Here is a 25,372-nt window from a genome sequence, read left to right as displayed (position 1 = left end):
CGGCGCCGGGTACGCAGACTTGTCCCCCCTCACCCGCTACCCGCCGACGTCGGGGCGGGGCCCCGGCGCTCCTTCGCGGGCACCCCTCGGCGCGTCACCCCTCCAACACGTCAGGCGAACCGGATGCGCAGCGAGCGCGCCTCCGGACGCAGCGCGTACTCGGGCCAGACATCGGGGCCGCAGGCCCGCGACCCGAGGCCGTGCTGGGCGGAGTCCACGAACAGGTAGCTCGTGTCGCTGACCGGCAACTCGAACGGATGCCCGGCCGCTGCGAGCTGCTGAGGCGTGTGCCGCGTCAGCGTGAAGCCCGGACGGCGTCCGCGGCTGTCGGGCAGAAAGATCAGCCCGACCAGATCGTCACCGCCGCTGCGGAGCGTGAGGCGGCGCACCGCCGAGCGGTGACCGGTCTCCTGCGGTCGCGCATACCCCGCGGAGAGGCCGTCGATGGCCGACTCGTAGAGCCCGACCTGCGCCGCACGCATGCTGTCGGGGTACGACTCGAGCGGGCCGAGGCCGAACCATTCGGCGCCGTCCACGGCCCGTTCCTCGTCGGGGAGGTCGAAGCGCAGGCCGATCCGGGGCCAGACCGTGTCCCAGCCGGCCGAGGGCGTGATCTCGACGCGCAGTTCGAGCTCGCCGGCCGTGAGCGTCCAGGTCGTCTCGACCGTCACCGACTGCGCCGCGTTCGCCGCGCTCACGCGGTGCAGGGTGCGCACGAACTCCGTGGCACTCGACGCGTCGACGAGCCGGTGCGTCAGCCGGTCGAGGCCCTGCTCCCGCCACAGCCGGGCGCTGGACACCCCCGGGATGCTCGCGTCGGAGCCCGCCGGATCGCTGAATGCCCCGCCCTCGTCGTTGTCGGTGGGCGCGCGCCACAGCTCCAGGCGCGGACCCGAGACGCGACGGCCTCCCAGGGAGACGAGCAGGCCGTTCTCGAACCCGGCGGGGCCGAGCGTGCGGCGGGCGCTGACCGCCGAGCGGGCATCCGCCCCCGTCGCCGTATCCGTCGCCGTTGCCCCCCGCAGGCTGGGAACACGCGTGACCGCCGCTGCCGCCGAGCAGTCGAGCTGGGCCGACGCGACCACATGGCCTTCCACCGCCCACGCGGTGTCGTCGCGCAGCTCCGCGTCGATCGTGAGCCAGGTCTCGGCTCCCTCGGCGGCAGCCACCCGGGGGAGCGCCACGGAGGCCGTCCCGCCGGCCGCGAGCGGCGGAACCGCGAGTTCGCCCGTCTCCGCGACGACGCCGTCGTGCTCGACCCGCCACCGGAACCGCAGGTCCGAGGCGTCGGCCGAATGCCGCAGATTCGACAGCTCCACCGTGTCGTCGCCGAACGTGAACCGGATCGGCTGCGCCACCGCCTTGTACTCGTGCAGTCCCGGAGTGGGCACGTCATCGCTCAGGAGCATCCCGTCCATCACGAAGTTGCCGTCGTGCACGACCTCGCCGAAGTCGCCGCCGTACGCGAAGAACGGAACGCCGTCCGAAGTGGTCGTGCGCAATCCGTGGTCGCGCCACTCCCAGACGAAACCGCCGTGCAGGCGCGGATGCTCGTGCACGAGCGCCTCGTACTGGTCGAGCGCTCCCGGCCCGTTGCCCATCGCGTGCGCGTATTCGCAGAGCAGGAACGGCTTCGTGCGCTGGCGCGCTCCTTGAGCAGGCGTGCAGTTCAGCAGGGGAGCGAGCGACCCGTCGGTGCCGATCTCGGCGGTCTCGAGCACCGTGGAGTACATGCGCGAATAGACATCGGTGTACTCGCCCGTGTAGTCGCCCTCGTAGTGCACGGGCCGCGAGGCGTCGCGGGCGTGCACCCAGGCCGACATCGCCGCCAGGTTGGCGCCGGTGCCCGACTCGTTGCCGAGCGACCACATCACGATGCTGGGGTGGTTCTTGTCCCGCTCGACGGTGCGCCGGATGCGGTCCAGATACGCCGCGCGCCAGGCGGGATCGTCGCTCGGGTTGGACCGCCAGCCATCCTTCTCGAAGCCGTGGGTCTCGAGATCGGATTCCAGGACGACCCAGAGGCCGAGCTCGTCGGCGAGGTCGAGCAGACGCGGGTGCGGCGGGTAGTGGCTGGTGCGGATGGCGTTCACGTTGAACCGCTTCATGCGAGCGAGGTCGGCACGGGCGTGCTCTTCGTCGAAGACCCGGCCTCGATCGGGGTGGGCCTCATGCCGGTTCATGCCGTGGAACACCACGCGCCGGCCGTGGACCAGGAACCGGTCGCCGCGGACCTCGACCGTGCGGAACCCGAGCCTCAGCGCGATCGTCTCGGCGGCGTTCGAGACGGTCGCGTCGTACAGCCGCGGCGTCTCCGCCGACCACGGTTCGACCACACCGACGGTGAGGGGCGTGACCGCATCCGCCGTCTCCCAGACGTGTTCGATCCCGAGGTCCGGGATGCTCAGCGTGATCGGATACGCACCGGCATCCGCCTGCAACTCGGCGTCCACCGTGCCTTCGCCCCCGACGAAGCCGGCACGCAGCCACGCGTCCTCGATCCCGGCGACGGGACGCGCGATCAGCGTGACATCCCGGAAGATGCCCGGCAGCCACCACTGGTCCTGGTCTTCGAGGTAGCTCGCAGGCGACCACTGGTGCACCCGCACGACCACCACGTTCTCGCCGGGTCGCACCGCGCCGGTCACGTCGAACTCCGTCGCGAGACGGCTGCCGGTGGCCGCACCGATCTCGGCGCCGTTCACCCAGACCGTATACAGCGATTCCACACCGTCGAATCGCAGCAGGATGCTCTCGGCCTCCGTCCAGTCGGAGGGCATCGTGAACCGGCGCCGGTAGTCGCCGGTCGGGTTCTCATCCGGAACATGCGGCGGGTCGATCGGGAACGGGAACTGCACGTTCGTGTAGATCGGCCGGCCGTACTTCCCGTCGCCCTGCAGCACCCAGTGCGACGGTACGGGGATGCTGTCCCAGCCGGCGTCGTCGAACGCTTCGGCAGCCATCTCCTCGCTCACCGCGGCCGTGGGGGAGAGCCGGAAGCGCCACTCGCCGTTCAGCGAGAGGGACGGCGCGTCCGAGTGCAGCCAGGAGCGCGGTGCTCGCCGGGCACCACGTCCGGGTGCGGTGTCGGTGAGGAGCGGAACGGAGGGGGAGGAGGGCACGTCATGTCCTTCACGTCGTCGTGGGCAGCCTGTGTGTCGTACGCTAGCTGAAAAGAGACCGCATGACCTAATTTGGGAGCCGGATGCCCGAGACAGCCACGAGACGGCGCGGGCCGTACGCGAAGACGGCCGAGCGCCGCCGCCAGATCGTCGAGGAGGCCTATCGCCTGTTCGCCACGCGCGGCTACCACGGCAGCTCGCTGCGGGAGGTGGCGACGGCCGCCGGAATGAGCCAGTCGAACCTGCTCCATCACTTCGCCTCCAAAGAGGAGCTGCTGCTCGCGGTGCTCGAACGGCGCGACGACCTGGGCGGCGCCGAGGAGCCCAGCGCGAAGGAAGGCACCTTCGACGAGCGCATCGTCGCGCAGGCGCAGCACAACGAGAGCATCCCGGGCCTGATCGCGCTCTACAGCGTCCTCTCGGCCGAGGCCACCACCGTCGATCATCCGGGACGCGACTTCTTCCTCCGCCGCTACGACGCGCTCCGCGCCGGCTACGAGGACGAGTTCGAGGCGCTGCGCCGCCAGGGACGGCTGCGCGAGGGTGTCGAACCGGCGACGGCCGCGGCCAGTGTGATCGCTCTCTGGGAGGGCATCCAGCTGCAGTGGCTCTACACGCCCGCCGTCATCGACGTCGGCGCCACCCTGCGCGCCTACCTCGACCTGGTGATCGTCGAAACGCCGAAGGGCGCCCGACGCAGCGGAGACTGAGCTCGCTGCGCAGGACGCCCTTCGGCGGGTGACGCCGGCCGTCTGCCGTCGGCTGCTACGCCACGCCCTTCACCGGCGGGTGGTGGAACGTGTCGCCGAAGACCCGCTCGGATGCTCCCACGCGGTCGAGGTACGGCGTGATGCCGCCCATCTGGAACGGGAAGCCCGCGCCCAGGATCATGCAGAGGTCGATGTCCTCCGGCGCCGCGACGACGTGGTCGTCCACGAGCATACGGTGGATCTCGTCGGCCAGACCGTCTTCGAGTCGCTGCAGGATCTGCTCCTTGGTCCACGGGTTCTTGCCGCCCGAGACGATCTTGGCCGCCGTCTTGTCGACGCCCTTGATCCTGCCCTTCGAGTCCTTCTCCAGCAGCGTGCCGTACTCGGCCAGCTTGTGGAGGTTCTCGCTCCGGTAGAAGCGGTCGGGGAACGCGGCGTGGTGCGTGTCGAGCACGTGGGCGCCGACGGTGAGGCCCACGAGGTCGAGCAGTGCCGACGGCGGCATCGGGAGGCCGAGCGGGGCGAAGCCCTCGTCGACCGTCTCGAAAGACGTGCCGTCGTCGACCGCGTGCATCGCTTCGCCGAGCACCTTGGCCAGCACGCGGTTGACCACGAAGCCGGGGGTGTCGGCGGTGATGACCGCGTTCTTCTTGAGCGCGGCGGCCGTCACCATCGCGGTCGACAGGGTCGCCTCGTCGGTGTTCGGCGTGTTGACGACCTCGATGAGCGGCATGACGGCGACCGGGGTGAAGAAGTGGAAGCCGACCAGGCGTTCCGGATGCTTCAGCTTGGCGCCGATCTGCTCGACCGAAAGCGACGAGGTGTTGGTGGCGAGCACAGCGTCGTCGGAGATGTACTGCTCGATCTCCTCGAAGACGTCCTGCTTCACCGACAGCTCCTCGAACACCGCCTCGATCACCCAGTCGGCGTCGGCGAAGAGCGACTTGTCGGTCGTGCCGGTGACGAGCGCGCGCAGGCGGTTGCCCTCATCCGGGGAGATACGGCCCTTCTCCTGCAGCTTGCCGATCTCATCGTGGATGTAGGCCACGCCCTTGTCGACGTGCGCCTGGTCGAGGTCGGTGATCACCACGGGCACCCGCAGGCGGCGCACGAAGAGCAGCGCGAACTGGCTCGCCATGTAGCCGGCGCCGATGACACCGACCTTGGTGACCTTCTTCGCCAGCGCGCGGTCGGGGGCTCCGGCCGGGCGCTTGGCGCGCTTCTGCACGAGGTTGAAGGCGTAGATGCTCGCCTGGAACTGGTCGCCCGAGATGAGCTCGCCGAGCACCTCGTCTTCGCGGGCGAAGCCCTCCTCCTTGGTGCCGGACTTGGCGGCCTTCAGCAGGTCGAGAGCGGCGTACGGCGACTTCGGCACTGTGCCGATGCGGCTCTCCAGCATCTTGCGCGCGATGCCGATGGCGGCATCCCACTTGACCATGCGCTCGACCTTGCCGGGCACGTTCGGGCGCTTGACCGTGATCTCGCCGGTCAGGACCTTGTCGGCCCAGTCGATCGACTCTTCGAGGAAGGTCGCCGAGTCGAAGATCGCGTCGGCGATCCCGAGGTCGAAGACGTCGTGCGGCTTGAGCATCCGGTTCTGCTTGAGCGGGTTCTCGACGATCACCTTGAGGGCGTTCTCGATGCCGATCAGATTGGGCAGGATGTAGGCGCCGCCCCAGCCCGGGATGAGCCCCAGGAACACCTCGGGGAGCGCGAACGCCGCCGTCGAGCGGTCGATGGTGCGGTAGTCGGCGTTGAGGCCGATCTCCACGCCGCCGCCGAGCGCCAGGCCGTTCGTGAACACGAAGGACGGGACGCCGAAGGTCGCCTGCTTGCCGAGCACGAAGTGGCCGAGCTGCGGCAGGAGCGTGGCGACCTCTTTGCTCGGGATGTCGCCGACCTTGCTCAGGTCGGCACCGGCCGCGAGGATGAACGGCTTGCCCGTGACCGCGACGGCGTGGATCTCGCCGCGGCGGGCGCGCTCCGTGAGCGCATCGAACGTCGTGCCCAGCTCGAGGAGCGTCGCCGGTCCCATCGTGTTCGGCCGCGTGTGGTCGCGGCCGTTGTCGAGGGTGACGAGCGCGAGGGTCTTGCCGCTCTTCAGCGGCACATCCTTCACGAACGAGTGGGTGACGACCTCGTCGGAGGTGAGCTGGAGGATCGGGCTGAAGTCGATCTTCGAATAGTCGGTCACGTGTCAGGCCTTCCGCGCGGCGCGCTTGTCGAAGTGAGGGTTCTCCCAGATCACGGAGCCGCCCTGGCCGAGGCCGACGCACATGGCGGTGAGGCCGTAACGGACCTCGGGGTGCTCCTCGAACTGGCGGGCGAGCTGGATCATGAGGCGCACGCCCGAGGCGGCCAGCGGGTGGCCGACCGCGATCGCGCCGCCCCACTTGTTGACACGCTCGTCTTCGTCGTCGATGCCGAAGTGGTCGAGCAGCGAGAGCACCTGGATGGCGAACGCCTCGTTCAGCTCGAACAGTCCGATGTCGTCGATCGTCAGTCCGGCCTTGCGGAGCGCCTTCTCGGTCGACGGCACAGGGCCGATGCCCATGATCTCCGGCTCCACGCCGGCGAACGCGAAGCTCACCATGCGCATCTTCGGCTTCAGGCCGAACTCCTTGACAGCGTCGGCCGAGGCCAGGATGCTCGCCGTCGCGCCGTCCGTGAGCGGGGACGAGTTGCCGGCGCTGACCCGGCCGTGGGGGCGGAACGGAGTGCGCAGGGTGGCGAGGGATTCCATGTTGGTCTCCGGCCGCATCCCCTCGTCCTGCGTAGCGAGGCCCCAGCCGCTCTCGGAGCGGATGGCGACGGGAACCAGGTCGGGCTGGATCTTGCCCGCGGCGTAGGCAGCGGCGGTCTTCTGCTGGCTGCGCATCGCGTAGCGGTCGCTCCGCTCCTTGGTGAGCGCCGGGAAGCGGTCGTGGATGCGCTCGGCGGTCATGCCCATGTTGAGCGCGTCCTCACCGACGAGGCGCTCGGAGAGGAACCGCGGGTTGGGGTCGGCCCCGAAACCCATCGGGTGGCGTCCCATGTGCTCGACGCCGCCGGCGATCGCGAGGTCGTAGGCACCGAAGGCGATACCGGACCCCAGGGTGGTGACGCTGGTCATCGCGCCGGCGCACATCCGGTCGATGGCGAAGCCGGGCACCGATTTGGGCAGGCCGGCCAGGAGCGCGGCCGTGCGGCCGAGGGTCAGGCCCTGGTCGCCCTGCTGGGTCGTGGCGGCGATCGCCACGTCGTCGATCCGATCTTTGGGCACGCTCGGATTGCGCTCCAGCAGCTCGATCATGGCCTTGACCACCAGATCGTCTGCGCGCGTGTTCCAGTACTGCCCTTTTTCGCCGGCTCGCCCGAACGGAGTGCGTACTCCGTCGACGAAGACGACATCAGCTCTTTCGGCCACAATGCCTCCCACTTTCAGGTCTGCATCGATCCTAAAGAGGCTGTCTGAGCGGCAAGAATCGTTTGATTCTTTCTACGAATCGGATTCGTCTGGCGCGTCGCCGTTTTGGTGACCTTCCACAAAGGCCTGGGCGATGATCTGTGAGGTTGCCTCAATCTGCCACGGCCGGGCGCCCCATTCGGCCAGGGCGACGCCGACCGACTCCGGGGTGAGCTCGGCCGGAGGCGTCCACGCGACACGACGCAGGGTCTCGGGGGTGAGGATGTTCTCGACCGGGATCGAGATCTGCGCGGAGAGCTCCGTGACGGCCGCGCGTGCCGCCTTGAGGCGGGCATCCGCTTCGGGGTTGCGGTCGGCCCAGGCCCGGGGCGGTGGCAGGCTGTCGCCGTTTCCGCGCATCACGGGGAGGTCGGAGGTGGTGCGCCCGGCCTCGATCGCGGCCCACCAGCGGTCGATCTCGGTGCGGCTGGCGCGGCCGTTGAACTCGCGCAGGGCGGCGAGCGCCCGCTTGCTCTCCGGCATCGCCTTGGCGGCGGCGGTGAGGGAGGCGTCCGGGACCAGACGGCCGGGGGCCGTGTCCGTCTCCCGTGCCAGCTCGTCGCGCGTCAGCCACAGCTCCCGTGCGGCGGCCAGGTTCCGGATGCCCCGCACGGAGTGGATGCCCGACAGGCGCCGCCACGGCTCGTTGCGCACCGGCTTGAGGTCGCGGGCCAGCTCGTCGGCGAACTCCTCCTGGGCCATCGCGGTCTTGCCGGACTCCTCGAGGAGGGCGGCGATCGCGTCGCGCAGGTCGGGGAGCAGTTCCACGTCGAGAGCGGCGTACACCAGCCACGGCTCGGGGAGCGGCCGGGTCGACCAGTCCGCGGCGGAATGCTCCTTGGCCAGGTGGACGCCGAGCAGCTCCTCCACGACCGTGCCGAGGCCGACGCGGGGCATCCCGAGCAGCCGGGCGGCCAGCTCGGTGTCGAAGATCCGCTGCGGGTCGAGGCCGACCTCGCGCAGGCAGGTGAGGTCCTGCGTGGCGGCGTGGAGCACCCACTCGTCGTCGGCGATCGCGGCGTTCAGCTCGTCGAACCGGCCCACCGCGGGAGGGTCGAAGAGAAAGGTGCCGGCGCCGCGCCGGAAGATCTGGATCAGGTAGGCGCGCTGCGAATACCGGAAGCCGGAGGCCCGCTCGGCGTCGACCGCGATCGGACCGATGCCGGCGGCGATCGAATCGACCGCCGCGAAATAGTCGTCGCGGGAGGTGATGACGGAGTGCTCAGTCACGCGGCGGCCGTCTCGTGGAGAGCAGGCTCACACCCTCGCCGGTGGGAGGAAGGCCGGCGAGCATGCAGAGCAGTTCGCCCCAGCCCTCGACGTGGGCGGTGATGTCGTGCTCGAGAGGGGTCCACGAGGCGCGGAGTTCGATCTGCGAGCCGTCGCCCTGCTTGGCGAGCTCGCCGAACCCGGTCGAGATGATCTTGGTGGCCGTGCCACTGGCTGCCGTGTACTTGGCGTGCCGCGCGTCGAGCGCGTCCACCAGCCATGACCAGGCGACATCGGCGAGGAAGGGGTCGAGACCGATGTCGGTCTCGAGCGGAGCCTGCGCGAAGCAGACCACGCGGAACCGGCCGCCCCAGGCCTCCGGCTCGTCCTCGTCGTAGAGCAGGATGAACCGCCCGGTGCCGAGGTCGGAGTCGATGCCGTGGCGCGCCGGACGCACGTCGGCGGCCAACGCGACTGCGTACGGTGCGAGCTGCCCGGGCGCCGGGATCTCGCTGATCACCAGTTCGGGACGGGACTGCGCGGTGCGGATCGTCTCCAACGCCGCGGCGAACTCCGGGGGAGTGCTGGGGGGCGAGGATGTGGTCGGCACGTTACGAACACTATGGTCGTTTGCGCGCGCGGACGGGTAAGGCACGCCGCTGGAGAACTCCTGAGCGAGATCGGAGGGTTCGGCATTACCCTGCTGACATGGCGAGGTCGACGATCGCGAAAACCATCTGGACGGCTGCCGGCGTCGCCGGCGCCCTGGCGCTGGTCGCAGCAGCGGGGGCGGGCCTGGTCATGGCCCGAGTGGCCCTCACCGTGATCACGCCGGTGCGCAAGAGACCGCAGAACCAGAGCATCCGGGGCGTGGACCTCGACGCCGGCACCGTGACGCTGAAGGACACGCCGGATGCCGCCGTCCCCGGTCGTTACGGCCTGTGGTTCGACGACGAGACCGGGTACGCGAAGATCAGCGGTGTCCTCGAGAAGGCCGACGGCCTGGTGACCCGCACGGTCGAGCGCGTCGTGTTCGGCGAGCTGCACCCCACGGGACGCGCGCGGATCAGCGGCTATTACTATCTCGAGCCGGAAGAGCTCGGGCTTCCTGTGAAAAGCATCATGATCGAGACCGAGCTGGGGGAGGCACCTGCCTGGCACTTCCCGCCGGGCGACGGGGACGGCGCCGACGACGGTCGCTGGGTGATTCAGGTCCACGGCTGGGGCGCGTCGCGACAAGAAGGGCTGCGCGCTGTGCGGGCGTTCCACGAGCAGGGCTACACCGTCCTGCTCGCGTCGTACCGCAACGACGGGGATGCTCCGGAGAGCGCCGACCGCCGGTACGGGCTGGGCGGAACGGAGTGGCGCGACATCGACTCCGCCATCCGCTACGCCGCCGGCAACGGCGCCCGCACGATCGTGCTGATGGGCTGGTCGATGGGCGGGGCCGTGGTGCTGCAGACCATCACGCGCTCGACGTCGTCGGGGCTCATCCACGGGATCATCCTGGACTCGCCCGTCATCGACTGGATCGACACCCTCGAGTACCAGGCACGCCTGCTGCGGCTGCCCGAGCCGATCACGCAAGGGGCGCTACGGCTCATCGAGTCCACCTGGAGCGGCCCGATCACCGGCCTGGGCGCCCCGATCGACCTGGCGAGCATGAACTTCGTCGCCCGCGCCGCCGACCTCAGCCTGCCCACGCTCATCCTGCACAGCGACGACGACGGGTTCGTGCCGTCGACGGCGTCGCGGGCGCTCGCCGAAGCGCGCAGCGACATCGTGACGCTGGTGCCGTTCGCCAACGCGCTCCACACCAAACTGTGGAACTACGACGAGGAGCGCTGGAAGACGGCCATCGCCGACTGGCTGGCCGCGAACGTGCACTGACGCTCCGACCCGCCTCTTCGGCCTCTAGGCCGCGATCTTCTCGCGAACCTGCCGCTTGGTGCGCCCCAGCAGCGCCGACATGCCCCGGATGCGCAGCGGAGACACGGCCTGCGTGAGACCGATCGTCTGCGGGTAGTCGTCGGGGACCGCCAGCACCTCGTCCGCCGTCAGCCCGGCCAGACCCTGCACCAGGATCGACGCGAAACCGCGCGTGGTCGGAGACTCCCGCGGCGCGGTGGCGTGGAGGTGCACGATGCCGTCGTCGTCCACCTCCACGAAGATGAACACCGGCGACTGGCATTCCACGACGCGCTCGAGCAGGTCGGGGTGGTCGCGGTATTGCTCCGGCAGCTCGGGGAGCTCGTTGGAGAACTCCAGGAGCAGCTGCAGCCGGTCGGGCTGCTCGAGCGCCAGGAAGTCGTCGCGGATCTCCGCGAGGGCCGGAGCGAGAACTGTCATAGAGCGATTTTACGTCGCCGGAACCGGACCGGGCTCGCTCCCGACGGCGATCGGCACGCGCACCGCGCTTCCCCACTCGGTCCAGGAGCCGTCATAGTTGCGCACGTTCTCGAAACCGAGCAGGTGGGTGAGCACGAACCAGGTGTGGCTCGAGCGCTCGCCGATGCGGCAGTACGCGATGACGTCGTCGCCGGGCTCCAGCCCCGCGTCGCCGAGGTAGATGGCCTCGAGCTCCGGACGGCGCTTGAACGTGGCATCCGGAGCGGCGGCACGCGCCCAGGGCACAGAGGCGGCCGACGGGATGTGACCGGCACGCAATGCGCCCTCGGTGGGGTAGCCCGGGATCTCGGTGCGCTCGCCGCTGTACTCCTCCGGGGAGCGCACGTCGATCAGCGGCTTGCCGAAGTGGGCGAGGACGTCGTCTTTGAAGGCACGGAGACGCGTGTCATCGCGTTCGACGATCGGGTACTCGACCGGCGTGCGGTGCGGGACCTCGGTGGTGATCTCGCGGCCCTCGGCGATCCACTTGTCGCGGCCGCCGTCGAGCAGGCGGACGTCTGCGTGCCCGAACAGGCTGAAGACCCAGAGGGCGTACGCCGCCCACCAGTTGTTCTTGTCGCCGTAGAGGACGACCGTGTCATCGCGGGCGATGCCCTTGCGGCTCAGCAGCTCGGCGAACTTCTCACCGTCGACGTAGTCGCGGAGGACCGGGTCGTTGAGGTCGGTGTGCCAGTCGATCTTCACGGCGCCCGGGATGTGGCCCGTGTCGTAGAGGAGGACGTCCTCATCGGACTCGACGACGACGAGCGCCGGGTCGTCCAGGTGCTGCTGGAGCCAGTCGGTGCTCACCAGCCGCTCGGGGTGTGCGTAGTCGGCGAAAGCGGGGGACGGATCGACCTCGGTGGGCATGGGGATGGACCTCCTGAGAGCGCCTTGTGAGCGCGGGGAACAATCGACTGCGTCGGATTAGGCTGGAAACCCTCGACACTCAGCGAACTTACGTTCCAGGCTACGCGGCGTAAACGGGTGCTGTAAGACTTCGACACAAAGGTGCAGCTTTCATGACCATCGACCAGACCGGCGCCCTCGTGCGTCTCGCCGACCGCACTCCCGACATCACGGGAGCTGAGATCGCCGCCTCTCTGGTGCCGCCGTCGCAGTTCGAGCACGCCACCTTCGAGTCGTACCGGCCCGACCACGACTACCCGTCGCAGGCGGAGGCCGTCGGGCTGCTCAAGACGTTCGCGAAGTCGTGGGAGCCGCAGCGGCCGGCGGGACTGTTCAGCCGCAACCGCAAGAAGGCCGAGACCAAACCGGGCGTGTACCTCGACGGCGGGTTCGGCGTCGGCAAGACCCACCTCCTCGCAGCGCTCTGGCACGAGGCGCCTGGCCCCAAGTACTTCGGCACCTTCATCGAATACACCGCCCTCGTCGGCGCACTCGGCTACGCCGGCGCGGTCAAACTGCTGCGCGGCTCGACCCTGATCTGCATCGACGAGTTCGAACTCGATGATCCGGGCGACACGATGATGATGACCCGCATGCTCAGCGAGCTGGTCGCATCCGGAACCCGCATCGCCGCCACGTCGAACACCCCGCCGAACGCGCTCGGCGAGGGGCGCTTCGCCGCCAGCGACTTTCTGCGGGAGATCCAGGCGCTCTCCGGATACTTCGAGACGATCCGCATCGACGGCCTCGACTACCGCCGCCGCGACACCGAGGGCCGCGCCGTCACCGTCGACGACGAGGAGTACGCCCGCATCGTCGCCGCGCTCAACGCCCGCGGCGAGGTGACGACCAGCGACGACTTCGAATCCCTCATCGCGCACCTCGCCACCGTGCATCCGTCGAAGTACATCAAGCTGCTCGACGGGATCGACGTGATCGGGCTGTCCGACGTGCGCATCCTGCACGACCAGATGGCGGCCCTGCGCCTGGTCGCCTTCATCGACCGGGTGTACGACGCCGAGATCCCCGTCGTGCAGACGGGCGAGCCCCTGAGCGAGGTGTTCGACGAGGAGATGCTCGGCGGGGGCTACCGCAAGAAGTACCTCCGCTCGGTGTCGCGCATGATCGCGCTCACCACCGGCGAGCTGCCACCCCACGAGGAGTAGCGTGCGCGAGCTCGCGGCCGACATCGACGCCCTCGCCGTCCAGACCGGATTCTCCGGAGCGGTGTCGGTACGTCACGGGGACGAGCCGGTTTTCGACGGCGCGTACGGGCTCGCCGATCGCGGCCACGTCATCCCGAACACGATCGCCACGCGGTTCGGCATCGCGAGCGGGGTCAAAGGGCTCACAGCGCTCGCCGTGACGTCGCGGGTGTCGGATGGCACCCTCGCGTTCGATACGACGGCCCGCTCGGTGCTCGGCTCGGACCTGCCGGAGATCGACGACGGCGTGACCGTGGAACACCTCCTGGCCCACCGCTCGGGGATCGGGGACTACTTCGACGAAGAGGCGGAAGGCGAGATCACCGACTACGTTCTCCCGGTGCCCGTGCACGAGCTCGTCGAGACGGAGGACTACCTTCGCGTACTGGGCGGGCATCCGGCGAAATTCTCACCGGGGGAGCGGTTCTCGTACTGCAACGGTGGGTACGTGGTGCTCGCGCTGATCGCCGAGCGCGCGGCCGGACTGCCCTTCCGGGAGCTCGCGCGAACGCGCGTCTGCGAACCGGCCGGTTTGCACACGACCGGATTCCCGCGATCGGACGAACTGCCGGGGGACGCCGCGCTCGGCTACCTGCCGATCGACGGTGTCGACCGCACCAACGTCTTCCATCTGCCCGTGCGCGGAAGCGGCGACGGCGGGGCGTACTCGACGGCAGCCGACTTCGGGCACTTCTGGCCGGCGCTCCTGGGCGGCCGGATCGTGCCGGAGCCGATGGTCGACCGGATGCTCGCTCGACGCAGCGAGGCCGGAGACGGGATGGGCTACGGACTCGGGTTCTGGCTGCGGGATGCCGACGGCGCGATCGTGCTCGAAGGGTACGACGCGGGGGTCTCCTTCCGCAGCTGGCACCGCCGGGCATCCGGAACCACGGTCACGGTGGTCTCGAACACGTCCGACGGCGCCTGGCCGGTCGCGCGCCGGCTGGCGGACCTGCTCGGCTGACGCGGCGGGCCCGTGCGCGTCTTCCAGGCGCCGCCCTCTGCTGCGGCCGCGCTGGCCGAATTCGACCAGACGTCGTCGATCGACAGCACGCGGTAACTCCGGAACTCTGGTCGTGGCCCGGCCGAACGGTCCGGAGTTGGTCGTAGCGGCGCGGCGTGTCGGGCATCCGTTCCGGAGTTGCGAGCGCGGCACACTTCCACGCCATTCGCTGCTGTGCGAAACACGATGTTTACATGCATCAGCGATGCGTAACACTCGCGAAACACGAGCATCCTTCGACCGAAACCTCTCGCGACAAAACTGGGCGACACCCCGAAGCGTTCCCACCCGCACCACCGGGGACACCGTGAGCATTCACAGAGAGGCAGACCATTCGTATGTTGCTACACCTGGCAGCCAGCTACGACGCCAAGACGAGTGTTGACTCGCTCTGGCTTCTCGTCGCCGCAGCACTTGTCCTTTTGATGACCCCGGGCGTGGCCTTCTTCTACGGTGGCATGGTCCGGGCGAAGAGCGTCATCAGCATGATGATGATGAGCTTCGGCGCCATGGCCATCGTCGGCGTCCTCTGGGTGCTCTACGGGTACGGCCTCTCATTCGGCCCGCCGTCGATCCCGCACTTCCTGGGCACACCCGACTGGGGACTCTCCAGCCTCATGGGCAGCGACGGCATCACCCCCGACATGAACAAGCTCGCGTTCGCCGGCTTCCAGGCCACCTTCGCGATCATCACCGTCGCCCTGATCTCCGGTGCGATCGCCGACCGTGCCAAGTTCGGCGCCTGGATGGTCTTCGCCGGCGTCTGGGTCACCGTCGTCTACTTCCCGGTGGCGTACTGGGTGTTCAACCTCGCGGACGGCTGGGCTCCGGCCGTGCTGCACGTGAACGACTTCGCGGGTGGTACTGCGGTCCACATCAACGCCGGTGCGGCCGGCCTGGCGCTCGCACTGGTGCTCGGCAAGCGCGTCGGCTTCCAGAAGGGCATGTCGAAACCGCACAACGTCCCGCTCACGCTCCTCGGCGCCGCGCTCCTGTGGTTCGGATGGTTCGGGTTCAACGCCGGTTCCGAGGCCGCTGTCGACGGCGTCGCAGCGATCGCCTGGATCAACACGCTCGCCGCCCCGGCCGCCGCGATCCTCGGCTGGCTGATCGTCGAGAAGCTCAAGGACGGCAAACCGACGTCGATCGGTGCCGCATCCGGAGCCGTGACCGGCCTGGTCGCGATCACCCCGGCCTGTAACATCCTGACCCCTGGGTTCGCGATCCTGCTCGGCGTCATCGCCGGCGCCGTGTGCTGCCTCGCGATCGACCTCAAGTTCAAGCTCGGCTTCGACGACTCGCTCGACGTGGTCGGCATCCACCTCATCGGTGGTCTGATCGGAACGCTCTACATCGGCATCTTCGGCTTCACCCACGTCTACAACTCGAAGGGCGAGCCGACGGATGCGTTCTCCAGCCTCCTCTACGGCGGCAGCTTCCAGCAGCTCGGGGTGCAGGCGGTCGGCGCCTTCGCCGTGCTGATCTACTCGTTCGTCCTGGCGTACGCCATCGGCTGGATCATCCAGAAGACGATGGGCTTCCGCATCAAGAACGAGGACGAGCTGGCCGGCGTCGACACGGTGGTGCACGGCGAAGAGGGCTACGCCCTCGAGCCCGTCTGATCCCTACACGAACACAGCAGTGAGCGGGGTGTCGCCTTCGGGCGGCACCCCGCTTGCGTGCGACGCGACCGGCGCGTGCCGGACGCTAGGGTGAATGCCAGCCGGCGCGGAGGAGGAGGGCTATGGTCACGTGGCTCGCTGACGCGTCCGCCGGGGCCGCCGCGCCCACGGCGGGCCAGCTGACGGACACGCTGCTGATGCTCGTCAGTGCGTCCATGGTCATGCTGATCGTCCCCGGCGTCGCCCTCTTCTACGGAGGGATGTCGGGTCGGGCCGGTGCGGCGCAGGCGTTCCGGGCCGCGCTCTCCGGCACAGCGGTCGTCGTCGTCCTCGCGGTCGCGGGCGGATATGGCCTGATCGCCGGGCCGGCGCTCATCCCTCACGTGCTCGGGATGCCCGACTGGGGGCTCGCCTCGCTTCTCGGCGGACTCGGGCCGCACGGCCTCGCCGATGCGGACCCGTACCCGCTCGCCCGCGCGGGCTACCTGGTTGCGCTGTGCGCCGTCGCTGTCGCGATCCTCGGGGCGGCCGTCGCCTCGCGCGTCACCCTCCGTGCCTGGGTCGTGTTCGTCGGTGTCTGGTCGCTGCTGGTGCTGTTCCCCGCCTGCTACGCGGTCTTCGCCCTCTCCGACGGCTGGGCGGTGGCCGGGATGAACGTGGTCGACTTCGGTGGCGCCCTCCCGGTGAGCCTCGCGGCGGGGAGCGGAGCGGCGGGCGTCATCCTCGCGTGCGGGCGGCGGGGTCATCCGCCGACAGGCATCCACAGTCTTCCTCTGGTCGCCACGGGCGGCTCGCTGATCTGGTTCGGCTGGTTCGGGCTGACGGTCGGCTCGGAGGGCGCCGTCGACGCCTTCTCGTCGCTGATCTGGATCAACACCCTCATCGCGTCGGCGGGCGGCGCGCTGACCTGGATCATCGTCGACCGGGTGATGCTGCGGCGTCCGACCATCACCAGCGCCCTCTGCGGGGCGGTCTCCGGCCTGGTGGCGATCGCGCCGGCATCCGGGGTGGTGACCACCGGCTGGTCGCTCCTGCTGGGAGCCCTGGCCGCGCTCGCGTGCGCGACGATGGTCGACCTCGCCGCACGGGCACGCTTCGGCGTTCCGATGGCGATCTGCGTCATCCACATCGTCGCCAGCCTGGTCGGGCTCTTCTACATCGGACTGTTCTCCAGCGGCGGGGGACTGATCGAGAGCGGGAACTTCGACCTCTTCGTCTCGCAAGCCGTCGCCGGGATCACCGTGGCCGCCGGTTCGTTCTTCCTCTCGCTGCTGGTCGCCGTCGCGTTGCGGTACACGATCGGCCTCACGCGGGTCCGGTATCCTTCGGACGATGCCGAGCCCGATGAGATTCCTGCGCGCCGTGGCGAGCCTGTTCCGGCCGAATCAGACCGAGCCGGCGACCCGGCCGGCGGTCGAGCCGGGCCGTAGCGGAGCCGCCGCCACGGTCGAAGTGGACCCACGTCGTCTCGGCCGCGTGACCACGACCTATACGCCGCGGACCGACGGCGACGCCGACCCCGGCGAGATCGTGTGGACCTGGGTGCCGTACGAGGAGCGGGACGGCCGAGGAAAGGACCGCCCGGTGCTCGTCGTCGCGAGGGAGGCCACAGGAACCGTGCTCGCCGTGCAGCTGACCAGCCAAGAGCATCCGGGGCGTTCCGACCAGTTGTCGATCGGGACCGGAGCGTGGGACAGCAAGGGTCGATCGAGCTACGTCATGATCGACCGCGTCTTCCGCGTGCATCAGCAGGGGATGCGACGCGAAGCCGCCGCCCTCGACGCCCGGCGGTTCGGTGCCGTGCGCACGGCGTTGAGCGCCCGTTACGGCTGGCGCTGAGATGAGATTCTCTCAGCTATAGACATCGGCTTTCTCGAAGGTGTAGGCCGGAACCGTCGACGACGACACGGAAGCAGGCGATCGTGCGAAACCCGGCGCATGGGAGGCTCTGGACGGGCCTTGCCCTCACCGTCACCGTGACACTGGCGCTCACCGCATGTCATGGGGATCCACCGCCCTCTGTCATCAAAGAAGGCATTGCGGCGGCGAAATCCGACCTCAAAGCGATCTTCGGCGACCTCTCGGCGACAGCGCGAGCGGGCGAGCATGACGCCCCGCCCGTGTTCACGAAGGCGACGACGTCGTCCGAAGTCGATACGGCCGGTGATCAGCTCATCCGGGAACTCAACGAGTACAAAGACGCCTACGCGCGGATCGGGACGGCCGCCCAGACCGCCATGGACATCGACCTGGGCATCCCCGATGACGCCTACGCTCTTGCCGCCGCCGCCTTCATGGGAGGGGATCGCAACCCGAAGTTCGAGCAATACGTCGACGAGCTCGCCGAGAAGCTCGTTCGCGGACTCATGTGCCAGGGACTCCGGAAAGTCATCGATGCGCAGGCTCAGGCGGAAGAGCAGCGCTCTGGCATCGACTACCAGCCCATCGATCCGAACCTGGCGCTGACGTACGTCATCGACAGGCTGAATGAGTTCTCGCACGACTGGGCCCCGTACATCAACTCCGCGAAGCTGGCCGAGGACGCAACGGGGAAGGCGCAGGCGATCATCGAGAGCGTCGACGGAATAATCACGGCACCGAACGGCACCATCCGGCAGGCGGACTTCCTGTACCTGCGTTCGTGCGTCGTCAAATCGCCGTAGGCGGGCCAGGGCACCCCGACCTTCGCGGGTGATCACGCGCGCGGGATCACCCGATCGGAGTGATTCCGGATGCCGGCGGTGCGTGCCACAGTGAGGCTTCCGTTCGACGCGCGAGAGGGTCCTCATGTCCGATCCCGATCTCGATTCCGATCCCGGTCCCGATGGGCCTGACGGTGCGCCGAAGAAGCCGCTGTGGAAGCGCGCCTGGTTCATCGTCACTGCGATCATCGTCGCGATCCTCCTCGTCGCCGGAATCACCACCGCGGCCACCCAGGTCGCGACCATCGACGCGCAGACGGCGGGGACCACCCAGACACCGACGCCGACACCGCCTCCGCTCGCTCTCGAAACGCCGTCGGAGACCGCCACGCCCGTGCCGACGCCGTCACTGATAGCGCCAACGACGACAGAGCCCACGCCGGAACCGACGGCCGGACCGACCGCGGAGCCGAGCCCGGAGCCGACCGGCGAGCCGATCACCGCGCCGACCATCGAGCCGAGCCCGGAGCCGACCACGGACCCGCCTGCGGTCGACCCCGCCCGCTTCAAGACGTCGGCCGGCAAACACCTCAACGACTTCGAGAAGGGCCTGAACGCGATGTCCACCGCGATGACGGAGTTCAACAATCCGCTCGTGGTCGCCAACTCCGTCAAGCTCGCGCTCAACGCCAAGCAGCTGAAAGGGCTCGATGCTCCGGAGAACATCTCCGAGGAGTGGAACGCGGCCAACGACGCGCTGACCAGTCTGGTCGCGGAGATGAAGGTGGTGGTCAAGGCCCAGGACTATCCGGCGCTGACGAACCTGGTCGAGGCGGGGCACCACCAAGTGGCCGCGATGCGGGACATCGTCGCCCGCGCAGAGTGAGCTCGACAGCGTCGCGAAATGAAAGAACCCCGGTCGACCCGGGGCGGTTACTGGTGGGCGATACCGGACTCGAACCGATGACCTCTTCCGTGTGAAGGAAGCGCGCTACCAACTGCGCCAATCGCCCTGAACTGTGCCGGAGAATCCCGGCTGCGAGACTCGATACTAGCCGACGATCGGGCTCCGACGCACATCCGGCATGCGACACACCCGGTTACGTCACCGGTTTTGAAATCGACGATCCCATCAGCTAAAGTCATTGAAGTGCCGCAGCGATGCGGAACACAGTTGCGGATGTGGCGCAGTGGTAGCGCATAACCTTGCCAAGGTTAGGGTCGCGAGTTCGAATCTCGTCATCCGCTCGAGTCGGCCCGATCGAAAGATCGGGCCTCTCACTACGGTGGTGAACCCAAACGGTGGATTGGCCGAGAGGCGAGGCAGCGGCCTGCAAAGCCGTATACACGGGTTCGAATCCCGTATCCACCTCCAGCCCGCAGTAAAACGTGGGTCTGGGCGATTGGCGCAGCGGTAGCGCGCTTCCCTGACACGGAAGAGGTCACTGGTTCGATCCCAGTATCGCCCACAGAGAGAAGCCCCCGGGAAACCGGGGGTTTTCTTCGTTTTCGGGCTTTGTTTTGGGTGAACGTGCTCCGTCGTGGGGTCAGCGTGGGGTCCGCGATTAGGCGAGTTCTAGGCAATATGTCAGTTTGCGACAGCTTCGGCCTTTTTACTAACGTCCAGCTCATACAAATGAACAGCGCGAAACTAAAGCGCAGAGGCGGAAAGGCCCGTCTCGAGAAAGGACACGCACCACCCGGTGCGCAGACGCCAGACGGCCGGATACACGACCAGGCGACCTGGTTCCTGGATAGCTAACAAGCATCCAAGGAGACAGGTATGCCCAGTACAGCCCATTACGCAGTTCGTGACACCACCGCCGATGCCCCGCGTATCGAACGCCTCGGTCACACGATTCCAAATGCCGCAGAATCCGCGACCCCGAGCATGCAGCCTGCGGCAAAGAGCATGGCTCGATACCCGCCTCCCGAGAGCGGAAGTGCAAGGCGCATAGGTTCCGCAACGGTTCCTTTAGTGCCAGCGTCTAACTCGCCTTCTCGCATAAGCCAATGATCTTCGAGTCGCTGGACGGAGGGAATAGCGATTGTGACCGGGTTTCGTATTCGTCGTGGTCGTCCAGGGCGCTGCTGTGGTAATAATCTTGGCGCTATTCGCATCGATGGCGCTATCAAGCCTGCTTGTCTTGGGGCGGCGGCGTGGCTTGGAACTCCGGCGAGCGCGCCCACTACCGATGTCCTCATGCGGACGCCGGTCGATAGCCGCGCCTCGCTCATCGTGCCCGTTGCCTATGGACGATTCGGCGTCCTTGAGATTCGTCATCGAGACCTCCTCCAACTCGACGCCAACGACTTCGACGTGCCAGGGAGGCCCGCCAACGGGTCGGTTTTCTTGCGCCGGACGGGCAAGGAGAACACGAGAGCGACATCCCAAACTCGCGCGAGCGAGGATGGCGCCGGGTAGTTGTCGGCCTAGCCGTGCCGACAAACTACGTCGGTTGCTCCAACAAGGTCCGCTAGAACATCTCACAGCACGCTAGACGATCGGCTTGCGGATACCCTCGGTGGGTGGATCGTTACCCTTGAGACATGGAACCGGACTGGATCGAACCTTGTCATTCCCGGTGACCGAGGACCAGCTTCGTCCACTGTCTCGCTGAGGGATCCGCTATCGTCGCCGATGTCTTGTCCTAACAGTCGGGCCGTTTCGGGAGCGTTCGCTGGGGTCAGCGGTCGATGGACGCCATGTTGTTCCCGTCGTGGCGTTCGCCGGCCGCGGGTTCGAGGGAGTCCAACCGGTCTAGCTGGTCCGTGCTGAGCTCGATGCTGTCGGCTGCGGTGTTCTCCTCGACGCGTGTGACGCGACGGGTGCCGGGGATGGGCGCGATGTCGTCGCCGCGGGTGAGGATCCACGCGAGCGCGGTCTGGGCGGGGGTTGCTCCGATCTCGGCGCCGATCGCCTGCACCTCGTCGACGATGCGGAGGTTGCGGGTGAAGTTCTCGCCGATGAAGCGCGGGTTGCTCTTGCGCCAGTCGTCGTCCGCGAAGTCGTCGACCGTGCGGATCTGACCGGTCAGGAGGCCGTGGCCGAGCGGCGAGTACGGGACGAATCCGATGCCGAGCTCGCGCAGCAGGGGAAGGATTTCGGCCTCGACGTCTCGGGTCCAGAGCGAGTATTCGGTCTGCAGCGCCGATACCGGCTGCACAGCGTGGGCGCGGCGGATGGTGTCAGGCGAGGCTTCTGACAGACCGAAGTGCAGCACCTTGCCTTCGGCGATCAGTTCGGCGACTGCGTCGGCGGTCTCCTCGATCGGCGTGTTCCGGTCGACGCGGTGCTGGTAGTAGAGGTCGATGTGGTCGGTTCCGAGTCGGTGCAACGAGCCTTCCACAGCGGCGCGGATGTTGGCGGCGCTGCTGTCGGTGATTCCCGGGCCACCGCCGGCATGTGAGACGAGGCCGAATTTCGTCGCGATCTTTACCTCGTCCCGACGGTTCTTGATGGCGTCGCCGACGATCTTCTCGCTGAGGTACGGGCCATAGATCTCCGCGGTGTCGATGTGGGTAACCCCCAGGTCCAGGGCGCGCTGGATCGTGCGGATGGACTCGCTGTGATCCAGCGCTCCCTCAGTTGTGTAGGTGCCGGCCATTGTCATGGCGCCGAGGCCGATGCGGGAGACGTCGAGGTCTCCGAGGTGGGCGTGCTTCATGGTGTGCTTCCTTCTTCGTGTTGTGCGGATGCTCGGCCAGTGCCGGTGATGAACCAACGTTCACGGCTTCGTCATGGCGACGAGTCAACGCGCTCCGCCGCAGTCGAGGGAGTCCCGCTCTTTCCGGTTAACAGCAGGGACCCCCTAACGCCGGAGCGCTGACGTAGATTCGAAACATGGACTCAGCCAACGACATCCGCGAGTTCCTGACCTCCCGACGGGCCAGGCTCACGCCTGAACAGGCCGGCCTGCCGAACTTCGGCGGACGTCGCCGCGTGCCAGGGCTCCGCCGCGAAGAGGTCGCCCTCTTGGCGGGTATGAGCGTCGAGTACTACGTCCGATTCGAACGTGGCAACGCCAAGGGCATCTCCGAAGTCGTGCTCGAGGGAGTCAGCCGCGCACTACAGCTCGATGACGCCGAACGCTCCCACCTCTACGACCTCGTCCGCGCCGCCAACGAAGGCATCCACCCCCAACGCCGCCGAGGCAGCACCAAGACGCAAGACATCCGACCCGGGCTCCAGCAGCTCATCGACTCAATGCACGACGTGCCCGTATTCGTCCAGAACGGGCGCCTCGACATCCTCGCCACCAACCAGCTCGGCCACGCCGTGTTCTCCGAGCTGTACGTGCAGCCCCGGCGCCCAGCGAACTTCGGACGATTCCTCTTCCTCGACCCGCGCGCGGACGTCTTCTACCGCGACTGGGACGACGCCGCCTACCAGACCGTCGCGTTACTCCGTAGCGAGGCCGGCCGCTCATCGCACGATCGCATCCTCAGCGACCTGATCGGCGAACTCTCCACCCGCAGCGACCGTTTCCGCACACTCTGGGCATCCCACGACGTCCGCGAACACCGAACCGGCGTAAAACTCCTCACCCACCCCATCGTCGGCGACCTCGATCTCGCCTTCGAAGCGATGAATCTCTCGTCCGACCGCGGGCTCCAACTCATCGCCTACAGCGCCACCCCGGGCTCAACCACAGCCGACGCCCTGAAACTCCTCGCCAGCTGGGCCGCCACTGACAACACCGAGAGTCGTACGACCGCACCAACCGACGCATCGCCTTCCTGACAGGTATTCCGCTCAGAGCGCACCTGAACCGGACTTGATCTTGCGCTGAATGCTCGACCCGGTGATTGCCCGGCGCAGGATCCGGTTGCGGTCGGGTTAGCAATTGCCGGCCAGCTCGTTGCGCTGCGTTGTTATCCGGGCCACCGTCTAATGGCGCTGTCACACGCTGAAGCCGGACGTCCTTCTCCGATAGGGCGAACAAGGCGGCAATGGAATCCCGCAGCAGTTCCGGTTTCAACATCGCCTGGCAGGCGCAGCCGTCGTCCGTCGAGTCGACGAGCAGGGCGTGTGGGCATCGGATGACGGAAGGCCGCTTTTCCGCGCTGTGGTGCGAGGACCCTCTCGCCGGTGGCGCCGAGCGCGTTGTCCGACGAGCAGAGGGCATTTCTGATCGAGTCCGGGACTTTCACGGCAGATGAGCTCAGCGAAACTGAAGCCAGGATTGACCGCGGTGCATTCCAACTCGACTCGATGGAGTGGTGGCTGTCGGAGATGCGAGCGACTCTGTCGCTTCGGGACGCTGCCGCGTTCCTCGGGCGGGAAGAGGACGCCGTAAGGCGGGCCGTCGCAGAGCGAGGCCTGTACGCCGTGGAGATCGCTGGGCGCCTGCGATTTCCGTGGTTCCAGTTCAGCCTTCGCTCGCCAGGAAAAGTCCTGCCCCATCTAGAAGCCCTGCTGCCAGCTCTGGAGGAGCGGTGGGGCTGGAGCAGCATCAGTCGCCCCTTCGCGACAAGGCAGGAGGATCTCGTCGGTGATGGCTGGAAAACACCCGCCAGTTGGCTAGAAGACGACAAGCTTTCTTCGCCCAAGGCTCCTCCCCGCCTTCCAAAATGGTCTCGAGCAAGACCCGGCGTTCCGATGGCCCTGTCATAGTGTTAGCCTCCAGCTGACGGCACGCGCCACAAGTGCAGAGCAGCTGCATCCCCGCGACGCCAGCAGCGCATGGAATCGAGTCCATCGTGACTACCATCCCGACCAAGCCCACCGTGAACGGCAAGGACCCGGACCGTCCGCCCCGACCCAATGCGCGCCCGAGGCGACACATCGGTTTGATCGTGGCCGGTTCGTTGGCCACCGGACTCATCGCCGCTCTCCTCCTCGTTGCCGCCCCGTTCATCCGGCCAGAGGAAAGCGCAGTCACCGGAGCAGCCCTCCTGGGCTTTGCGCTGGGCTGGGCGATGTTGGCAGTGCTCTCCATTCGGTTCACCGATCAGCCCCAACGGTGGGCTGCGATTCCCGCAACGTTCATGGGACTGGGCGGTCTCCTGCTGGTGGTATTCGGCTCATCAGTACACGGGGTGCTCAATTGGGTGTGGCCGCCCGCCTTGCTCGCCTTGGTGATTTGGATGGCTATCCAGATCCATCGACACCTTCGTAGTCGGAGCGGACGCTGGCTTCTCTACCCAGTTATCGGATTGCTGGCTGTTGCCTCGATCAGCGGCGGCTACGAGACCGTCGCCGAAGCGGTGGATGCAAGCGCCCACCCGATGGAAGGTCAGCTGATCAACGTCGGCGGACACAACCTGCACCTGAGTTGCACGGGCTCGGGCAGCCCCACCGTCGTGTTGGAACCAGGCGCAGGCGAGATGTCCGCTGATCTCGGTTGGATTGCGCCCGCTGTGGCTCGTGACACCCGAGTATGTGTCTACGACCGTGCAGGTCGTGGGTGGAGCCAGCCCGCAAGCGCGCCCCAGGATGGAAGGCAGATCGCGACCGACCTGCACGCATTGCTACATCGCGGAAACGTCGCGGGTCCCTACGTGTTGGCCGGCCATTCGTTCGGCGGCCTCTACGTGCAATCCTTCGCAGCCCTTTACCCCGACGAAGTGGTCGGAATGGTGCTAATCGACTCCACGGCTCCGAGGCCGAGACCGAGCTCGGCTGCGACGGATGCTGGGGACTCGTACAACGTCATGGGTCGCGTCTCCGCTTTGGCTTCGAGCTTTGCTCGCTTCGGTCTAGGCCGGCTCTACGGCCAGTTCGACTGGGGCAGCCTACCGCCGGCATCCCGGGACGAGGCACGCGCCAGCGTGGCGAAAGCCGGCCAGCTGGGAAGCACGATTGATGAGTACGTCGAGGCGAACTCCTCGATGGAGCAAGCTGCCACTCTCGTCAGCTTCGCCGACAAACCCTTGGTCGTGCTGACCGCTGGCAACGGAAGCACTGCCGACTGGCCCGCAAAGCAGGACGCCATGGCCACCTTGTCGACTAACAGCGCACACCGAGTCATCGCCGGCGCCACCCACGCGGCCCTGCTGACGGACGAGAAATATGCCGCCAAGACCACTCAAGCGATCCTCGACGTCGTCACGTCGGTGAGGAGTTCTGCGCCGCTGGTCAGGTGATACTCGCGCGAGGCGACAGGTTACCCGG

General features: G+C 67.7%; 19 protein-coding genes and 4 tRNA genes. 14 read left to right on the top strand and 9 right to left on the bottom strand.

The window, feature by feature from the left end:
- Positions 1-110: 110 nt before the first annotated feature.
- Positions 111-3,122 carry a glycoside hydrolase family 2 TIM barrel-domain containing protein gene (locus tag ACFVV5_RS05335; RefSeq protein ID WP_387240039.1) on the bottom strand — a complete coding sequence of 1,004 codons (3,012 nt, stop codon included), beginning with the start codon at positions 3,120-3,122 and terminating at the stop codon, positions 111-113.
- An 83-nt stretch (positions 3,123-3,205) separates the two neighbouring features.
- On the opposite strand from ACFVV5_RS05335, the gene ACFVV5_RS05330 reads away from it, so the two are divergent.
- Entirely contained in the window at positions 3,206-3,832 is a 627-nt protein-coding gene (locus ACFVV5_RS05330; RefSeq protein ID WP_387240036.1) for a TetR/AcrR family transcriptional regulator, read from the top strand.
- A gap of 55 nt (positions 3,833-3,887) precedes the next feature.
- On the opposite strand, the gene ACFVV5_RS05325 is transcribed toward ACFVV5_RS05330, so the two are convergent.
- The 4 genes from ACFVV5_RS05325 to ACFVV5_RS05310 all read right to left on the bottom strand — a co-directional run bounded on the left by ACFVV5_RS05325 (position 3,888) and on the right by ACFVV5_RS05310 (position 9,096).
- Positions 3,888-6,026, bottom strand: a complete 2,139-nt coding sequence (locus ACFVV5_RS05325) for a 3-hydroxyacyl-CoA dehydrogenase NAD-binding domain-containing protein (RefSeq protein ID WP_387240033.1) — start codon at positions 6,024-6,026, stop codon at positions 3,888-3,890.
- 3 nt (positions 6,027-6,029) lie between these two features.
- Positions 6,030-7,238 (bottom strand): thiolase family protein, encoded by a 1,209-nt coding sequence (locus ACFVV5_RS05320; protein WP_387240030.1) that lies wholly within the window; start codon positions 7,236-7,238, stop codon positions 6,030-6,032.
- A gap of 72 nt (positions 7,239-7,310) precedes the next feature.
- Positions 7,311-8,507 carry an HRDC domain-containing protein gene (locus tag ACFVV5_RS05315; RefSeq protein ID WP_387240027.1) on the bottom strand — a complete coding sequence of 399 codons (1,197 nt, stop codon included), beginning with the start codon at positions 8,505-8,507 and terminating at the stop codon, positions 7,311-7,313.
- Positions 8,500-9,096, bottom strand: coding sequence for a DUF3000 domain-containing protein (locus tag ACFVV5_RS05310; RefSeq protein WP_387240024.1), 597 nt, complete (start codon positions 9,094-9,096; stop codon positions 8,500-8,502). The genes ACFVV5_RS05315 and ACFVV5_RS05310 overlap by 8 nt, the downstream gene beginning before the upstream one ends.
- A 98-nt stretch (positions 9,097-9,194) precedes the next feature.
- On the opposite strand from ACFVV5_RS05310, the gene ACFVV5_RS05305 reads away from it, so the two are divergent.
- Positions 9,195-10,376, top strand: a complete 1,182-nt coding sequence (locus ACFVV5_RS05305; protein ID WP_387240021.1) for an alpha/beta hydrolase family protein — start codon at positions 9,195-9,197, stop codon at positions 10,374-10,376.
- 24 nt (positions 10,377-10,400) lie between these two features.
- Here ACFVV5_RS05305 and ACFVV5_RS05300 read toward each other — a convergent pair whose 3' ends face one another.
- Together ACFVV5_RS05300 and ACFVV5_RS05295 are read right to left on the bottom strand one after the other, a co-directional pair.
- Positions 10,401-10,835, bottom strand: a complete 435-nt coding sequence (locus ACFVV5_RS05300) for a SufE family protein (RefSeq protein ID WP_387240019.1) — start codon at positions 10,833-10,835, stop codon at positions 10,401-10,403.
- Positions 10,836-10,844: 9 nt separating this feature from the next.
- Positions 10,845-11,744 (bottom strand): sulfurtransferase, encoded by a 900-nt coding sequence (locus ACFVV5_RS05295; RefSeq protein ID WP_387240016.1) that lies wholly within the window; start codon positions 11,742-11,744, stop codon positions 10,845-10,847.
- Between the two features lie 152 nt (positions 11,745-11,896).
- Between ACFVV5_RS05295 and zapE the strand changes: the two genes are divergently transcribed.
- The 7 genes from zapE to ACFVV5_RS05260 all read left to right on the top strand — a co-directional run bounded on the left by zapE (position 11,897) and on the right by ACFVV5_RS05260 (position 19,141).
- On the top strand, positions 11,897-12,949 hold the full coding sequence (gene zapE, locus ACFVV5_RS05290) for a cell division protein ZapE (RefSeq protein ID WP_387240014.1): 1,053 nt from the start codon (positions 11,897-11,899) through the stop codon (positions 12,947-12,949).
- Between the two features lies 1 nt (position 12,950).
- Complete coding sequence (locus ACFVV5_RS05285) at positions 12,951-13,952, top strand: serine hydrolase domain-containing protein (RefSeq protein ID WP_387240011.1); 1,002 nt, start codon at positions 12,951-12,953, stop codon at positions 13,950-13,952.
- Positions 13,953-14,329: 377 nt separating this feature from the next.
- Positions 14,330-15,613 carry an ammonium transporter gene (locus ACFVV5_RS05280; RefSeq protein WP_387240008.1) on the top strand — a complete coding sequence of 428 codons (1,284 nt, stop codon included), beginning with the start codon at positions 14,330-14,332 and terminating at the stop codon, positions 15,611-15,613.
- Positions 15,614-15,735: 122 nt separating this feature from the next.
- Positions 15,736-17,043 (top strand): ammonium transporter, encoded by a 1,308-nt coding sequence (locus ACFVV5_RS05275; RefSeq protein ID WP_387240005.1) that lies wholly within the window; start codon positions 15,736-15,738, stop codon positions 17,041-17,043.
- 46 nt (positions 17,044-17,089) lie between these two features.
- Positions 17,090-17,452, top strand: a complete 363-nt coding sequence (locus ACFVV5_RS05270) for a type II toxin-antitoxin system PemK/MazF family toxin (RefSeq protein ID WP_387240002.1) — start codon at positions 17,090-17,092, stop codon at positions 17,450-17,452.
- Between the two features lie 83 nt (positions 17,453-17,535).
- A complete protein-coding gene (locus ACFVV5_RS05265; protein ID WP_387239999.1) occupies positions 17,536-18,276 on the top strand; it encodes a hypothetical protein in 741 nt (246 codons plus the stop codon).
- Between the two features lie 124 nt (positions 18,277-18,400).
- Positions 18,401-19,141, top strand: a complete 741-nt coding sequence (locus tag ACFVV5_RS05260; RefSeq protein ID WP_387239996.1) for a hypothetical protein — start codon at positions 18,401-18,403, stop codon at positions 19,139-19,141.
- Between the two features lie 51 nt (positions 19,142-19,192).
- Here ACFVV5_RS05260 and ACFVV5_RS05255 read toward each other — a convergent pair.
- Positions 19,193-19,268, bottom strand: a tRNA-Val gene (locus tag ACFVV5_RS05255).
- A 163-nt stretch (positions 19,269-19,431) separates the two neighbouring features.
- Between ACFVV5_RS05255 and ACFVV5_RS05250 the strand changes: the two genes are divergently transcribed.
- The 3 genes from ACFVV5_RS05250 (at position 19,432) to ACFVV5_RS05240 (ending at position 19,724) form a co-directional block, all read left to right on the top strand.
- Positions 19,432-19,503 (top strand) — tRNA-Gly (locus ACFVV5_RS05250).
- 53 nt (positions 19,504-19,556) lie between these two features.
- Positions 19,557-19,630, top strand: a tRNA-Cys gene (locus ACFVV5_RS05245).
- Positions 19,631-19,652: 22 nt separating this feature from the next.
- Positions 19,653-19,724 (top strand) — tRNA-Val (locus tag ACFVV5_RS05240).
- A gap of 1,218 nt (positions 19,725-20,942) precedes the next feature.
- Here ACFVV5_RS05240 and ACFVV5_RS05235 read toward each other — a convergent pair.
- Positions 20,943-21,923 (bottom strand): aldo/keto reductase, encoded by a 981-nt coding sequence (locus tag ACFVV5_RS05235; RefSeq protein ID WP_387239993.1) that lies wholly within the window; start codon positions 21,921-21,923, stop codon positions 20,943-20,945.
- Positions 21,924-22,099: 176 nt separating this feature from the next.
- Between ACFVV5_RS05235 and ACFVV5_RS05230 the strand changes: the two genes are divergently transcribed.
- Positions 22,100-22,999 (top strand): helix-turn-helix domain-containing protein, encoded by a 900-nt coding sequence (locus ACFVV5_RS05230; protein WP_387239990.1) that lies wholly within the window; start codon positions 22,100-22,102, stop codon positions 22,997-22,999.
- Between the two features lie 959 nt (positions 23,000-23,958).
- Positions 23,959-25,344: an alpha/beta fold hydrolase gene (locus tag ACFVV5_RS05225; protein ID WP_387239987.1), complete on the top strand. Its 1,386-nt coding sequence runs from the start codon at positions 23,959-23,961 to the stop codon at positions 25,342-25,344.
- Positions 25,345-25,372 lie beyond the last annotated feature (28 nt).

The sequence above is a fragment of the Leifsonia sp. NPDC058248 genome, assembly GCF_042881905.1.
In the GTDB taxonomy this organism is placed as follows: Bacteria; Actinomycetota; Actinomycetes; order Actinomycetales; family Microbacteriaceae; genus Leifsonia.
The sequence above is the reverse complement of the archived record's forward strand: the minus strand, read 5'-3'. Positions and strand labels throughout refer to the sequence as shown.